The following is a 13,457-nucleotide window of genomic DNA, read 5'->3' as shown; positions in this document are numbered from 1 at the left end:
AGGAGGCGGACGCCATGCAGTTCGGGATCTTCACGGTCGGAGACGTCACCACCGACCCGACCACCGGCCGGACGCCGACCGAGAACGAGCGGATCAAGGCGACCCTGGCCATCGCGCAGAAGGCCGAGGAGGTCGGCCTGGACGTCTTCGCGACCGGCGAGCACCACAACCCGCCCTTCGTCCCGTCCTCCCCGACGACGACCCTCGGCTACATCGCCGCCCGTACCGAGAACCTGATCCTGTCCACGTCCACCACCCTGATCACCACCAACGACCCGGTGAAGATCGCGGAGGACTACGCCACCCTCCAGCACCTCGCGGACGGCCGCGTCGACCTGATGATGGGCCGGGGCAACACCGGACCGGTCTACCCCTGGTTCGGCAAGGACATCCGCCAGGGCATCCCGCTGGCCATCGAGAACTACGCCCTGCTGCACAAGCTGTGGCGCGAGGACGTCGTGGACTGGGAGGGCAAGTTCCGTACGCCGCTGCAGTCCTTCACCGCCACCCCGCGCCCGCTGGACGGCGTCCCGCCGTTCGTCTGGCACGGCTCCATCCGCTCCCCCGAGATCGCGGAACAGGCTGCGTACTACGGGGACGGGTTCTTCCACAACAACATCTTCTGGCCGATGGAGCACACCAAGAAGATGGTCTCGCTGTACCGGCGGCGGTACGCCCACTACGGTCACGGCACCGCCGAACAGGCCATCGTCGGGCTCGGCGGCCAGGTGTTCATGCGGAAGAACTCGCAGGACGCGGTACGGGAGTTCCGCCCGTACTTCGACAACGCGCCGGTCTACGGCCACGGCCCGTCCCTGGAGGACTTCACCCGCGAGACCCCGCTGACGGTGGGCTCCCCGCAGGAGGTCATCGAGCGGACGCTGACGTTCCGGGACGCGGTCGGTGACTACCAGCGGCAGCTGTTCCTGATGGACCACGCGGGGCTCCCGCTGAAGACGGTCCTGGAGCAGCTCGACATCCTCGGCGAGGAGGTCGTGCCCGTACTGCGCAAGGAGTTCGCCAACCTGCGGCCGGCCGGAGTGCCGGAGTCCGCGCCCGTCCACCCGGCGGTGACCGCCGCCCGGGCCGCCCGGAAGGAGGGCTGACCCCGATGTTCGCCACCTCGCCCCTGCGCATCGTCGCCGTATCGGCCGGTCTCAGCCAGCCGTCCTCCACCCGGCTGCTGGCCGACCGGCTGGCCGCCGCCGCCCGGGAGCGCCTCGCGGCGGACCAGGACCGGAACGTCGAGGTCCACTTCATCGAACTGCGCGACCTCGCCGTGGACATCGCCAACCACCTGGTCAGCGGGTTCCCGCCGACCGCGCTGCGGGAGGCGATCGACGCGGTGACGGAGGCGGACGGGCTGATCGCCGTGACGCCCGTCTTCACCGCCTCGTACAGCGGTCTGTTCAAGTCGTTCTTCGACCTGATCGACCACACCGCCCTGACCGGCAAGCCCGTCGTGATCGCCGCGACGGGCGGCACGGCCCGCCACTCGCTGGTCCTGGAGCACGCGCTGCGGCCGCTCTTCGCCTATCTGCGGGCCGTCACCGTACCGACCTCCGTCTACGCCGCCTCCGAGGACTGGGGCGCCTCCGGCGACGAGTACACCGAGGGCCTGCCGTCCCGGATCCGGCGCGCGGGCGGCGAGCTGGCCTCGGCGGTCCTGGGCCGCACGGTCTCCGGGGCCTCCCGGACGCCGGGCCTGGACGACGGGGAGGACGCGCTCGTCCCCTTCGAGCAGCAGCTCGCGGACCTGCGGCTGGACTGACTCTTGGGCCTGCGGCTGGGTCGGCTTCCGGGCCTGCGGCTGGGCTGACTCGCGGACCTGCGGGCTGGGGCTGGCTCTCGGGCCTGTGGCTGGGCCGGAGGGACCGACCGGCCTGATTGTCCCGTTTGATTACAGTGAAGCGGACGCTGTACGAGGAAGCCGGACGCTGTACGAGCCGGAGCGAGCTAGCGAGCTGGAGGCAGACATGGGCAGGATCGTCGTGGGCGTGGACGGGTCCGATCCCTCGATCAAGGCACTGCACTGGGCCGTCCGTCAGGCCGAGCTGACCGGTGACACCGTGGAGGCCGTCAACAGCTGGGAGTACCCCGCGACCAGCTGGGCCTCGATGATGCCGGGCCTGCCGGAGGACTTCGACCCGCAGGCGCTGGCCACCGTCTCGCTCAACGAGGCCCTGGAGGAGGCCCTGGGCGAGGAGGGGGCCGCCAAGGTCACCAAGGTCGTGGTCATCGGCAACCCCGCCCAGACCCTGCTGGACCGGGCCAGGGGCGCCAACCTGCTCGTCGTGGGCGCCCGGGGCCGCAGCGGCCTCAAGGCGACGCTGCTCGGCTCGGTCAGCCTGCACGTCACGCAGCACGCCCCGTGCCCGGTGACGGTGGTACGCGACTGACGTCGTGCCTCGCCCCGCGCCGCGTGGTGCGGGGGTGCCCCCTTTCCCTCCAGAGCCCACGGCTTTCCTTCCGGAGCCCACGGCCTCTGACGGCTTCGGCCCGGTGGGAAGGGGGGCACCGGCCGTTCACGGGTCGGTGGAGGGGCTGTTGTCAGTGGGTGCTCCTATCGTGTGGTCATGACCCCTGCTCTGTTCGGGCGCGACCACCCCGCAGGCATCCTCCGCTCGGAGATCGTCCGGGCGACGGAGAGCCACGGCGGGCTGGTGCTCGTCACGGGCGAGGCCGGTATCGGGAAGACCACCCTCGTCACCGACGCCGCGCACGAGGCCCGGCGGCGCGGCGCGCTGGTGGTCGGCGGCTCCTGCTGGGACTCCGGGAGCACCCCCGGCTACTGGCCCTGGGTGCAGGTGCTGCGCGGACTGCGCCGCTCCGCCACGGCGGCCGAGTGGGCGGCGGCCCAGGAGGCGTCGGACGGCCGCCTCGGCATCCTCCTCGGCGACCCGTCGGGCGACGGCCGGGCGGAGGGCTGGGGCGGGGGCGCCGGTGTCGAGGCGGCCGGGGCATCTGGGGCAGTGGGGACAGCCGGCGGCGAGGGGTCCGGTGTCGGTGCGTCCGGTGTCGGTGTCGGTGCGGCCGGTATGGGTTCCGCCGGTGTCTCCGGTTCAGCCGGGGCGCCCGGTTCTGCCGGAGTCTCCAGTTCATCCGGGGCGCCCGGTTCCGCCGGAGTCTCCAGTTCATCCGGGGCACCCGGTTCCGCCGGAGGTACGCCGGACGGGGTCGAGGCCTTCGGGCTGTACGACGCGGTGACCACCGCCCTCGTCACCATCTCCCAGAGCCGCCCGCTGACCGTGGTCCTCGACGACCTCCACAGCGCCGACCCCGCCTCGCTCCGGCTCCTCGAATTCGCCGCCCAGCACGCCTGGTTCGAGCGGCTGCTGCTCCTCGGCACCTACCGGGACGTCGAGGTGGAGGCCCCCGGCCACCCGCTCCAGCAGCTGATCCTGCCCCTCGTGGCGCGCGCCTCGGCCACCCTCACGCTGACCGGCCTCGGCCGGGACGAGGTGGGGGCGCTGATGGCCGTGACCACGGGCCGCGAGCCCGCCCCGCACCTGGTCGACGAGGTCCACCGGCGCACCGGCGGCAACCCGTTCTTCGTCGAGCAGACGGCCCGGCTCTGGCACAGTGGCAGCCCCGTCTCCACCATCCCGCCCGGCGTGCGGGAGGCCGTCCGGCAGCGGCTGAGCCTGCTGCCCGGGGAGGTCGTCTCGCTGCTGACGTCCGCCGCCCTGCTGGGCCGGGAGTTCCGCCGGCAGGTGCTGGCCGTGGTGCACGGCTCCCCAATCCCCCGGGTGGAGCGGCTGCTGGAGTCGGCGGTCATCGCCCGGGTCGTCGTCCCGCGCCCCTCCGGGAGTTACGCCTTCGCCCACGACCTGCTCCGCGAGACGCTGTACGCCTCCCTCGGTGAGGCGGAGGCCCGCCGCCGCCACGCCGCCGCCGTACGGGCGCTGGACGCGCACGGCGGCCTCGACGACGCCGTGCGGCCCGGGGACCTCGCCCGCCACGCCCACCTCGCCGGGGGAGAGCTGGAGCGCGACCGCCGGATCGATCTGCTGCTCGCCGCCGCCCGGGACGCCTCGGGGCGCCTGGCCGACGAGGAGGCAACCGGCCACTACCGCCGGGCCCTCGCGGTCGCCTCGGGCGAGGAAGGCGAGACGGGCGAGGCGGGCGAGGAGTCGGAGACGGGTGGCGCGACGGAGGGGGGCGGGGAAGCGGATACGGGCTCCGGGCCGGGGGCTTCGCCCGGAGCGGCCGGGGAAGCGGCAGCGGCGGGCACGCCGGGGCGCGGGGCCGACGGCCTCCCGGCCCATGACCGCCGCCGGGTCGCGCTCATCTGTCTCGACCTGGGCGAACACCTGCGGCACACCGGGGAGCCCGCCGAGGGGGAGCGCCTGCTGGACCGGGCGGTCGCCCTGGCCCGGGAGCTGGACGACCCCGAGCTGGTGGCCCGGGTGGCGATCACCCTCTACCGCCAGGGCGCCTTCGGCGGCAGCGAGGCGTTCATGGTGGCCTTCCTGAGCGAGGCCCACCGCAAGGTCACCAGCAAGGACGGGCAGGACGGCCTCTCCGCCGACCGGCTCGCGCAGGAGCTGGCCATCCACATCATGGCCCTCGCCCGCGACGGCTCGGACGACGAGGCCCTCGCCTTCTCCCTCTGGGCCCGCCACGACTCCGTCTGGGGCCTCGGCTCGGCGGTGGAGCGGCTGGGGCTGACGGACGAGATGGCCGTCCTCGGCCGCCGCACACAGAACCTGGACATGGAGCTGCACGCCGCCTCCATGCGGTGGGTGACCCTGCTGGAGCTGGGCGACCCGGCCTTCATCGATCAGTTCCGCACCTTCGTCCGGGCCGCCGAGCGCTCCGAGCTGCCCCGGTTCGCCGTGTCCATCGCCGTCGACAGCAGCCTGATCGCCGCCCTCCAGGGCCGGTTCGGCGAGGCGTCCGAGGCGCTGCGGGACGAGGTGCTCGGCCCCGAGGGCGAGGAGCACGAGGCGTTCGGCTTCATGCGGTCCCATCTCCGCTGGTCCCTGTATCTGCTCCAGGGCCGGTTCGCGGAGGCGGAGAAGGTCCTCGCCACACTCCCGGGCGTCCGGTATCCGTACCCCCGGCTGCTGGAGGCGCTCACCGCGGTCGAGCAGGGCGACGCGGCCCCGGCCCTCCGCCTGATCGCCGAGCAGTCGGACCGCTCCGCCCCCTACCCACGGGTGTTCATGCCGCTCTGGCTCCGGCTGCTGGCCCGGACCGCTGCGGCCACCGGCGACCGGCACGTCATCGCCCGCGCGGAGGACGAACTCACCCCCTACACGGGCCAGTGGATCGTCTCGCTGTACGGGTGCGACATCAGCGGCCCCGTCGACCTCTGGCTCGGGATGCTCGCCGCCGCCCGCCACGACCGGGACGCGGCGGTGGCCGCGCTCACCGAGGCCACCGCCTCCGCGGACCGCCTCGGCGCCCGCCCCTGGGCCGTACGCTCCCGGCTGGACCTGGCCCGCTCCCTCCTCGCCCGCGCGGAGCCGGGCGACACCGGCCGGGCCCGCGCGATCCTCACCGAAGCGGAGCGGGAGGCGGCCGAGCTGGGCCTGCACCACCTGACCTCCGAAGCGGCCTCCATCCGCACGGCCCCCTGGCCCACGGCCCGGCGCCCAGCCGCCGCACCCCCGGAACTCGCCTTCCCCGCCGACACATCCGGAGCAGCCACACCAACCACCCCCGCCTTCCCCTCCCCTGACACCACCTCCACCACCACGCCTTCCGAGCCCGGCTCCGGCTCGGGCTCCGGCGAAGCCCCCGCCCCGGCCGCCGAGTTCCGTCGCGACGGGCCCGTCTGGCAGCTGCGCTGGGACGGGCGGACCGTGCACATGCCCGACGCCAAGGGGCTGCGGGACCTGCACAGCCTCCTGGGGCTCCCCGGCGCGGACGTCCCGGCCGTACAACTGCTCGCCCCCCAGGGCGGCAGCGCCGTGGTCGCCGCCGGGCAGCTGGGCGGTGACCCGGTGCTCGACGAGGAGGCCAAGCGCCGCTACAAGGAGCACCTGGACCGGCTGGACGCCGAGATAGACCGTGCGGCGGCCCGGGACAACACCCGGCAGGTGGAGGCGTACGACCGGGAGCGGCAGGCCCTCCTGGACCAGCTGCGCACAGCGGCGGGCCTCGGTGGCCGGAGCCGCCGCCTGGGCGACCAGACCGAGCGGGCCCGCAAGACGGTCACCGCCCGGATCCGCGACACCCTGCGCAAACTGGACTCCCTCCACCCCGAACTGGCGGCGCATCTGCGGGAGTCCGTGACCACGGGGACAACCTGCGCCTACCGCCCCGGCCGCACCCCCGACTGGCGGCTGTGACCCGACGCCGAGTCACAGCCGCCACCGGTCACTTCCGGTTGTAGAGCCGCATCGTCACGGCGCCGAAGACGAGCATGATCACTCCGGCCCACCCCAGCGACCAGGCGAGATCCGCGACGGGCCAGTCGCCCGCCATCAGCCCGCGCACCGCCGAGACCAGGTGGGTGATGGGGCTGTTGTTCACGAACGCCTGCAGCCAGCCCGGCATCGTGCTCGGGAGGACGAAGACATTGCTGAGGAAGGTCAGCGGGAAGATCACCATCATGCTGACGCCCATCACGGACTTCTCCGTGCGCAGCATCAGCCCGAACATGGTCCAGATCCACGAGAACGCGAACGAGAACACCAGCAGCAGGGCCACCCCGGCCAGCACCCCGAGCACCCCGCCCTCCGGCCGGAAGCCGATGATCATGCCGACGGTGAGCATCACCACCGAGGCCAGCAGATAGCGCAGGACGTCCCCGAGCAGATAGCCGACCATCGGTGCGGGCCGCCAGATCGGCAGCGTACGGAACCGGTCGAAGACGCCCTTGGCGATGTCGGTGTTGACCGCGATGCCCGTGTACATCGTGATCATCACGACGCTCATCACCAGGATGCCGGGCAGCAGGAACTGGATGTACTCCTGCGTGGAGCCGGCCAGCGCCCCTCCGAAGAGGTACGTGTACATCAGGACGAGCATGATCGGAAAGGCCGTCACGTCGAAGAGCTGCTCCGGCACATGCTTGATCTTCAGCATGGCCCGCCAGCCGAAGGTGAGCGAGGCCGAGAGCGCGCTGGGCCTCGGCGGCCGGTCCAGACCGACCAGGAGAGCCGACAGGCGCTCCGCGTCCGGCGCCGCGAGCGCGACGTCCTCCAACTCGGTCTTGGTGGTCGTGGTGCTCATGCCGCCACTCCCTTCTTGTCCGTGAGGGCGAGGAAGACCTCGTCGAGGCTGGGCTGTCCCAGCGAGAAGTTGTCGACCGTGATGCCGGACCGGGCCAGCTCGGCCAGGGCCCGTGCTGCCTGTTCCGCCGCGCCCCGGTCGGAGCCGTGGGCATCGATCCGGGCGGTCAGCGCCACCGGGTCCGCGTCCAGCAGGACCGAGGCGTCCAGCGCCCGGGAGAGCACCCGCTCGGCCTCGGGCCGCTGGGCGGCGTCGCGCAGCCGCAGGTGGACCGTGCCGGAGCCGACGGATGCCTTCAGCTCGCCCTTGGTGCCCTCGGCGATCACCCGGCCGTGGTCGATCACCGCGATCCGGGAGGCCAGCTGGTCGGCCTCGTCCAGATACTGCGTGGTCAGCAGGACCGTGGTGCCCTGGGCGACGACCGCGCGCACGATGTCCCAGACCTGGTTGCGGCTGCGCGGGTCGAGTCCGGTGGTCGGCTCGTCCAGGAAGAGCAGGTCGGGGGTGTTGAGGATGGAGGCGGCGATGTCGATGCGGCGCCGCATGCCTCCCGAGTAGTTCTTCACCTGCTTGCCCGCCGCCTCGCTCAGCCCGAACCCTTCGAGCAGCTGGGCCGCCCGGTCGCGGGCCGCGGGCTTGGAGTGGCCGAGGAGGCGGGCGAGCAGGACCAGGTTCTCGATGCCGGTGAGGTCCTCGTCCACCGAGGCGTACTGCCCGGTGAGGCTGACCCGGCTGCGGACCGCGTCGGGGTCCTTCATCACGTCCTTGCCGAACACCCGGGCCGTCCCGCCGTCGGGGCGCAGCAGCGTCGCGAGCATCCGTACGGTGGTGGTCTTCCCGGCACCGTTGGGTCCGAGGACCCCGTAGACGGTGCCGGTCGGGACCGCGAGGTCGACGCCGTCCACCGCGCGGTTCTCGCCGAAGACCTTCACCAGCCCCGCGGTCTCGATGGCCAGTTCAGTGCTCATGAATCCATTCCTTGTAGGTCGTCGTCGTTGTCTCGGCGTGTGCCGTCGCCGTCCCGGCCGTCAGGAGACGTACGGGCGGACCGCCCGGGCCTCGCGCAGGGCCCGGCCCCACCAGCCGAGCTGGTCGAGCATCAGCCCGACCGCCCGGTCCCGCGCGCAGGCTCCGGCGTGGTCCTCCAGCGGTGTGTGCAGGAAGTCGAGCGCGACCCCGTTGCGCAGGGTCACCGTGTGCAGCTCCGTGAAGACCGAGCGGAGCTGCTCCACCGCGTAGAGCCCGGAGGAGCCGTGGCCGTAGCTCACGAAGCCGACCGGCTTGGCCTGCCACTCGTCGTAGGCGAAGTCGATGGCCTGCTTGAGGGAGGCGGGGAAGGAGCGGTTGTACTCCGGGGTGACCACGACGAAGGCCTCGGCCCTCCCGATCGCTCCGGTGAACTCGGTCATCTGCTCCGTCGCCCGCTGCGGGTAGTGCACGGGGAAGTCGAACTCCGCGAGGTCCAGCACGGCGAGGTCCAGCTCGTCCCGTGCCCGGGCGCGCTCCATGAACCAGCGGCCGACCGCGTCGCCGATCCGTCCTTCGCGCGTGCTGCCGATGATCACCGCCACCCGCAGCGGCTCGTCGTCCGTCATCGCTCCCGCCTCCTCCCGCTCGTTCTCCGGTGCCCTCACCCCTGGGGCGCCAGATGCCGGGGCGCGGCCGCCAGATCGGATCTGGCGGCCGCGCCCCACGGGCGGAACGCACTGCTGGACGGGGCCTCGCGGCCGGCTCCGGCGTCAGGGCTCCCGTGAGTAGAAGAGGTAGAACGTGGCCAGGAAGACACCCGCGCCGACCACCAGCCCCAACCCGGCGGACCGCAGCACGCTGGTGTCCGTGAGGCTCACCAGGAAGCCGATCGCACAGGCGGTCAGAGCGCCGTACGCCACGGCCCGCAGCCCGTGCCGCAGATCGCGCTGGATCCGGCCCAGCGCGAAGCAGAGAGCCGCCAGCGCCGCTCCGGAGACCAGGCCCAGCACGACCTGTCCGCCGGTGCTGGGACCGCCGTCACGGCGGATGAACGCGGCGTAGAACCCGTAGATGATGCCGAGCGCCAGCGGCACCCCCACGGCGTACGGACTGAGACTGCGGGGCCGTGCGTGTGCTCCGGCCCGCTTCCTGCCGGGCATGGCTGCGTGTGTGACCATCGCGGACAGCTCCTTCCGTCACCCCCGTCACGCGCTCCCGTCCCTCCAGAGCACACCCGCCCGCGCGCCCCGGCAACTCGAACGGCGTACGGTCCGCAGCGGCCCGGCTCCGGAGGGGATTCCCTGGAGGGGTGCGGACCTCTCACTCGGCGGACTCGGCCGGCCCGGCGGCTTCGACGGCCCGGGGGATCCCGGCGGGCTCGGTGGCCCTCTCGGCCGTCCTGCTCGTCCTGCTCGCGGTCCTGGTGCCGTTCAGCGCGCTCTCGGCCTGGGCCGACCTGGAGATCGACGACACCGACCGCTATGTCGCCGCCGTCTCCCCGCTCTCCTCCGACCCGGCGGTGCGGAGCACCGTCGCGGACCTGGTCACCGAGAAGGCCATGGAGCAGATCGATCTCGGCCCGCTCCAGGAGACCGTCCGGGACTTCCTGCACGAGACCGTGCGCTCCTTCACCTCCACCGAGGCCTTCCGCGCCGCCTGGGACACCGCGAACCGGGCCGCCCACCAGGCCGTGACCACCGCCCTGGACGGTGACAGCGGCGAGGCGGTCACCATCGACCTGCGGCCGGTGATCGAGCAGGTCAAGCAGGATCTGGTGCGCCAGGGGGTGCCGTTCGCGGATCAGATCCCGGTCGAGCGGACGGAGATCACGGTGATCGGCGCCGACCGCGCGGACACCCTCCGGGACTCGTTCCGCTGGCTGCGCTACTGCAGCATCTGGCCGGCCGTCGCCACCCTGGTGCTGCTCGTCCTGGTGGTGGGCATCGCGACGGTACGGAGAGGGGTCCGGGCCGGGCTGACCGCCACGGCGGCGGTGGGCGCCGGGTTCGTCCTCGGCGCGATCGTGATGCGGATCCTGGTGGCCGTCGGCCGGAGCCGGGTGCTGGACGAGGTGCCCGGCGATGACCGGGACGCGGCCGCGGCGGTGGTCGACGCCCTGACCGACTCGCTGCGGACCACGGTGTGGGTCGTGCTGGTGGTGGGCACGGTCCTGCTGGTGGGGGCGGTGGTGGCCCGGGTGCTGCTGGGACGCCGGAGGGCCGGATAGCCCGGAGCGGCCCGTCCCCCGCAGTTTCACGTGAAACAGCGGGACGGCACCCCGCAGGGACCGCCACGGGGCCGTGGCTCGGCTCAGCGCTCCGGCGGGCGGCCCTGGAGGCGCTCCATCTCGCGGCGGTCCCGCTTGGTCGGGCGGCCCGCGCCCCGGTCCCGTACCGGAACCTGGATCGCCAGCTCGCGCGGCGGCGGGGGCGGACTGTTGTCGACGAAGCACTCGACGGCCACCGGCGCCCCGACCCGCTTCTTCACGATCTTCGAGACGACGACCACCCGGTCCCGGCCCGCGTGGCGCAGCCGTACCTCGTCACCGACCCGGACGGCCTGCGCGGGTTTGGCCCGCTCGCCGCCGACCTTCACATGCCCGGCCCGGCAGGCGGCCGCCGCCTGCGCACGGGTCTTCGTCAGCCGGACCGACCAGATCCACACGTCGACCCGGACGCTTCCCTGAGCCTGCGCCGCATCACCGGAAACCATGGGTCCGACTCTAGTCCGGCGCATGTCCGGATCGGCGTGCGTTTCCCGGGAGAACGGGCCAGCGGCCGGGACGGTCAGGGCCCGGCCGCCGATCACCTCGCTCATGTGGTGGCTGTGCAGCTCCCGCCTGCGGCCGGGGCAGGAGGTGCTGGGGGCGTACTCGCTGGACGCGAGGTCGTCGCTCGCCCGGCAGACCCGATGGCTGACCGCCGGATCGGGGCCGTGGACGGAGGTGCTCCCACAGGCCGCCTCCCACCCCGGCGTGCGGTTGGCCCGCTCGATCAGGCCCGCACCGGATGGGCACAGGCCTGATGGGCGGTCATCCCGGAGGGAGCCGGGGTCACACCCCGATGTCGCGTCCGTCCTTGCGCCAGACCGCGACGACGGAGGGCCGGACGATCTTCCCCGGGCCGTCGGGCCAGGTGCTCGCGGGCTTCTCCACCGAGGCGCCGTCGACCTCGCCCGGGTGCTGGACGGCGACCAGGACCCGGCGGTCCTGGATGACCGGGCCGCAGGTCTCCGCGCCCGTCGGGACGGTGAGGAACTGCTTCAGCTCGCCGCGCCGGTCGCCCTGGGTCGCCACGCCGAAGAGGCCGTCGTGCGAACCGAGCCGGTTGCCGTCCGTGGAGATCCACAGGTTGCCGTGGGCGTCGAAGGCCACGTTGTCCGGGCAGGAGATGGGGCTGACGCGCTCCTTGGGGAAGCCGGCGAAGTACGTCGACGGGTCGTTCGGGTCGCCCGCCACGAGGAAGAGCCGCCAGGCGAACCCGTCGCTCGTCGGGTCGTCCCAGTTCTCCGCCAGCTCCAGGACCTGCCCGTGCTTGTTGCCGTTGCGCGGGTTCGCCTCGTCGGCCGGGGCCTTGCCCTCCTTGCCGCGGTCGGAGTTGTTGGTGAGCGCGACATAGACCCGGCCGGTGCGCGGGGAGGGCTCGACGTCCTCGGGGCGGTCCATCTTGGTGGCGCCGACCTTGTCACCGGCCAGCCGCGTGTAGACGTACACCTCGTCGGCGGTCATGCCGGGCACGTGCGAGGTGGTGCCGGTGGCCAGCGGGATCCAGACGCCGCTGCCGTCGAACTCGCCGTCGTTGGGGAGCTTTCCGCTGCCGTCGATCTCGGCGGCCGGGGAGTCGCCGGTCAGCTTCGCGACGTACAGCGTGCCCTCGTCCAGCAGCGTCAGGTTGTGCTCGCGGGCGGCGCGCGAGGTGCCCTTCTTCATCCGCTTGCTGGAGACGAACTTGTAGAGGTAGTCGAACTTCTCGTCGTCGCCCATGTAGACGACCGGGCGCCCGTCGGCCGTCAGCCGGGGCTCGGCCGCCTCGTGCTTGAAGCGGCCCAGAGCGGTCCGCTTGCGCGGGGTGGAGTCGGGGTCGTACGGGTCGAGTTCGACGACCCAGCCGAAGCGGTTGGCCTCGTTGGGCTCCTTCGCCAGGTCGAACCGCCGGTCGAACCGCTCCCATTTGCGCTCGGTGGCGCCGGAGCCGATCCCGTACCGCTTGTGCATGGCGGTGGTGCCGTTGGCGAAGTACTGGTTGAAGTTCTCCTCGCCGTGCAGCGTGGTGCCCCAAGGAGTCGTGCCGCCCGCGCAGTTGTTGAGGGTGCCGAGCACCTTGCGGCCGGTGCGGTCGGCGGAGGTACGGAGGAGGGGGCTGCCCGCGGCCGGTCCGGTGACCCGGAATTCACTCGTGGCGGTGAGGCGGCGGTTCAGCGGGTGACGGGTGACCGCGCCCAGCTTGCCGGTGCGGCTCTCCTCCTGGACGACGACCACGGAGAGTCCGTGCGCGGCCCAGGCGATCTCCACCTGCTCCCGGGTGGGGTTGGCCGGATCGTAGCCACGGAACATGAGGATCTCGTCCGTGTACTCATGGTTGGCGACCAGGACCTGACGGCCGCGCTCGCCGCGGAGCGGGAGCAGCGAGAGGAAGTCGTTGTTGTAACCGAACTGGCCCGCCTGCGCCTTGGCGGTCTGCTTCTCCGGGTTGAAGGCGGGCGCCCCGCGCAGGATCGGCTCGCCCCAGCGGATCACCACGTTCTGGCCGTAGCCGTCGGGGACGGTGACCTTGTCGTTCTTGTTGGGCGCGACCGGCGAGAACCGCAGCCCCCGGGCGCCGGACGGGGCCGGTTTGTGGGGCGGGTGCGGTTTGTGGCCGTGGCCGGCGAGCGCGGCGGCCTCCGCCTGCGGGGCGTTCGGACCGGTCAGCGCGGTCGTACCGGCCGCGGCGGCGACCGTCACGACGGCGGCCGTGCGCATCATCGAGCGGCGCGATACGGCACGGGCGATGATGTCACCCGCGTACTCGTTGTCGCTGGTGTTCGGGGTCTCCTTGAAACAGGCGTCCCCGCAGCGGAAGCGGCAGGTCAGCGCGGAACGGCCGCCCGGGTGGGCGCTGTGGGAGCTGATGAGCGGCAGCAGGTTGCGCACGTGGATTCCCTCCGTCGGTGTGTCGTGCGTGACGGTAGGGGCGGACCCACGCGGTCCGAGGGACTCCCGGTGAACGGCGGGTGAAGTCCGGGCCACCGCTGTTCCTTTGAAGCCGTACGGGAACGGGGCCGGGTGACACGTGGAACGCGCGCCGGACTCGGTCCGGGATCGG

Annotated in this window: 11 protein-coding genes; 5 read left to right on the top strand and 6 right to left on the bottom strand. The window is 72.8% G+C overall.

Annotated elements, in window-relative coordinates; all coding sequences use genetic code 11:
- Positions 1–14: 14 nt before the first annotated feature.
- The 4 genes from DJ476_RS17650 (at position 15) to DJ476_RS17635 (ending at position 6,299) form a co-directional block, all read left to right on the top strand.
- Positions 15–1,106, top strand: a complete 1,092-nt coding sequence (locus DJ476_RS17650; protein WP_103419692.1) for an LLM class flavin-dependent oxidoreductase — start codon at positions 15–17, stop codon at positions 1,104–1,106.
- 5 nt (positions 1,107–1,111) lie between these two features.
- Positions 1,112–1,771, top strand: a complete 660-nt coding sequence (locus tag DJ476_RS17645; RefSeq protein WP_103419693.1) for a CE1759 family FMN reductase — start codon at positions 1,112–1,114, stop codon at positions 1,769–1,771.
- Positions 1,772–1,976: 205 nt separating this feature from the next.
- Positions 1,977–2,399, top strand: coding sequence for a universal stress protein (locus DJ476_RS17640; protein ID WP_070200910.1), 423 nt, complete (start codon positions 1,977–1,979; stop codon positions 2,397–2,399).
- A gap of 177 nt (positions 2,400–2,576) precedes the next feature.
- Positions 2,577–6,299: an AAA family ATPase gene (locus tag DJ476_RS17635; RefSeq protein ID WP_112492551.1), complete on the top strand. Its 3,723-nt coding sequence runs from the start codon at positions 2,577–2,579 to the stop codon at positions 6,297–6,299.
- A 28-nt stretch (positions 6,300–6,327) separates the two neighbouring features.
- Here the strand turns inward: DJ476_RS17635 and DJ476_RS17630 are convergent, their stop codons facing one another.
- The 4 genes from DJ476_RS17630 to DJ476_RS17615 form a co-directional block, all read right to left on the bottom strand.
- Positions 6,328–7,185, bottom strand: coding sequence for an ABC transporter permease (locus DJ476_RS17630; protein ID WP_070200909.1), 858 nt, complete (start codon positions 7,183–7,185; stop codon positions 6,328–6,330).
- Positions 7,182–8,153 carry an ATP-binding cassette domain-containing protein gene (locus DJ476_RS17625; RefSeq protein WP_103419694.1) on the bottom strand — a complete coding sequence of 324 codons (972 nt, stop codon included), beginning with the start codon at positions 8,151–8,153 and terminating at the stop codon, positions 7,182–7,184. The genes DJ476_RS17630 and DJ476_RS17625 overlap by 4 nt, the downstream gene beginning before the upstream one ends.
- A gap of 60 nt (positions 8,154–8,213) precedes the next feature.
- A complete protein-coding gene (locus DJ476_RS17620) occupies positions 8,214–8,780 on the bottom strand; it encodes an NADPH-dependent FMN reductase (RefSeq protein ID WP_070200907.1) in 567 nt (188 codons plus the stop codon).
- Positions 8,781–8,924: 144 nt separating this feature from the next.
- Positions 8,925–9,332, bottom strand: coding sequence for a hypothetical protein (locus tag DJ476_RS17615; RefSeq protein ID WP_070200906.1), 408 nt, complete (start codon positions 9,330–9,332; stop codon positions 8,925–8,927).
- A 131-nt stretch (positions 9,333–9,463) separates the two neighbouring features.
- Here DJ476_RS17615 and DJ476_RS17610 point away from each other — a divergent pair, with 131 nt between their 5' ends.
- Complete coding sequence (locus DJ476_RS17610) at positions 9,464–10,381, top strand: hypothetical protein (RefSeq protein ID WP_318294724.1); 918 nt, start codon at positions 9,464–9,466, stop codon at positions 10,379–10,381.
- A gap of 83 nt (positions 10,382–10,464) precedes the next feature.
- Here DJ476_RS17610 and DJ476_RS17605 read toward each other — a convergent pair whose 3' ends face one another.
- Positions 10,465–10,866 carry an RNA-binding S4 domain-containing protein gene (locus tag DJ476_RS17605; protein WP_029395183.1) on the bottom strand — a complete coding sequence of 134 codons (402 nt, stop codon included), beginning with the start codon at positions 10,864–10,866 and terminating at the stop codon, positions 10,465–10,467.
- Between the two features lie 340 nt (positions 10,867–11,206).
- On the bottom strand, positions 11,207–13,285 hold the full coding sequence (locus DJ476_RS17600; protein WP_103419696.1) for a PhoX family protein: 2,079 nt from the start codon (positions 13,283–13,285) through the stop codon (positions 11,207–11,209).
- Positions 13,286–13,457: the final 172 nt, after the last annotated feature.

Source organism: Streptomyces bacillaris, from assembly GCF_003268675.1.
Lineage (GTDB): Bacteria > Actinomycetota > Actinomycetes > Streptomycetales > Streptomycetaceae > Streptomyces > Streptomyces bacillaris.
Note: the sequence above shows the minus strand (reverse complement) of the source record. Positions and strands in the feature narration are given on the sequence as shown.

Excerpts from the sequence above, each read along its gene's own strand:
- DJ476_RS17645 (WP_103419693.1), top strand. The coding sequence starts at position 1,112 with ATGTTCGCCACCTCGCCCCTGCGCATCGTCGCCGTATCGGCCGGTCTC.
- DJ476_RS17605 (WP_029395183.1), bottom strand. The coding sequence starts at position 10,866 with ATGGTTTCCGGTGATGCGGCGCAGGCTCAGGGAAGCGTCCGGGTCGAC.
- DJ476_RS17620 (WP_070200907.1), bottom strand. The coding sequence starts at position 8,780 with ATGACGGACGACGAGCCGCTGCGGGTGGCGGTGATCATCGGCAGCACG.
- DJ476_RS17635 (WP_112492551.1), top strand. The coding sequence starts at position 2,577 with ATGACCCCTGCTCTGTTCGGGCGCGACCACCCCGCAGGCATCCTCCGC.
- DJ476_RS17650 (WP_103419692.1), top strand. The coding sequence starts at position 15 with ATGCAGTTCGGGATCTTCACGGTCGGAGACGTCACCACCGACCCGACC.
- DJ476_RS17615 (WP_070200906.1), bottom strand. The coding sequence starts at position 9,332 with ATGGTCACACACGCAGCCATGCCCGGCAGGAAGCGGGCCGGAGCACAC.
- DJ476_RS17630 (WP_070200909.1), bottom strand. The coding sequence starts at position 7,185 with ATGAGCACCACGACCACCAAGACCGAGTTGGAGGACGTCGCGCTCGCG.
- DJ476_RS17625 (WP_103419694.1), bottom strand. The coding sequence starts at position 8,153 with ATGAGCACTGAACTGGCCATCGAGACCGCGGGGCTGGTGAAGGTCTTC.
- DJ476_RS17640 (WP_070200910.1), top strand. The coding sequence starts at position 1,977 with ATGGGCAGGATCGTCGTGGGCGTGGACGGGTCCGATCCCTCGATCAAG.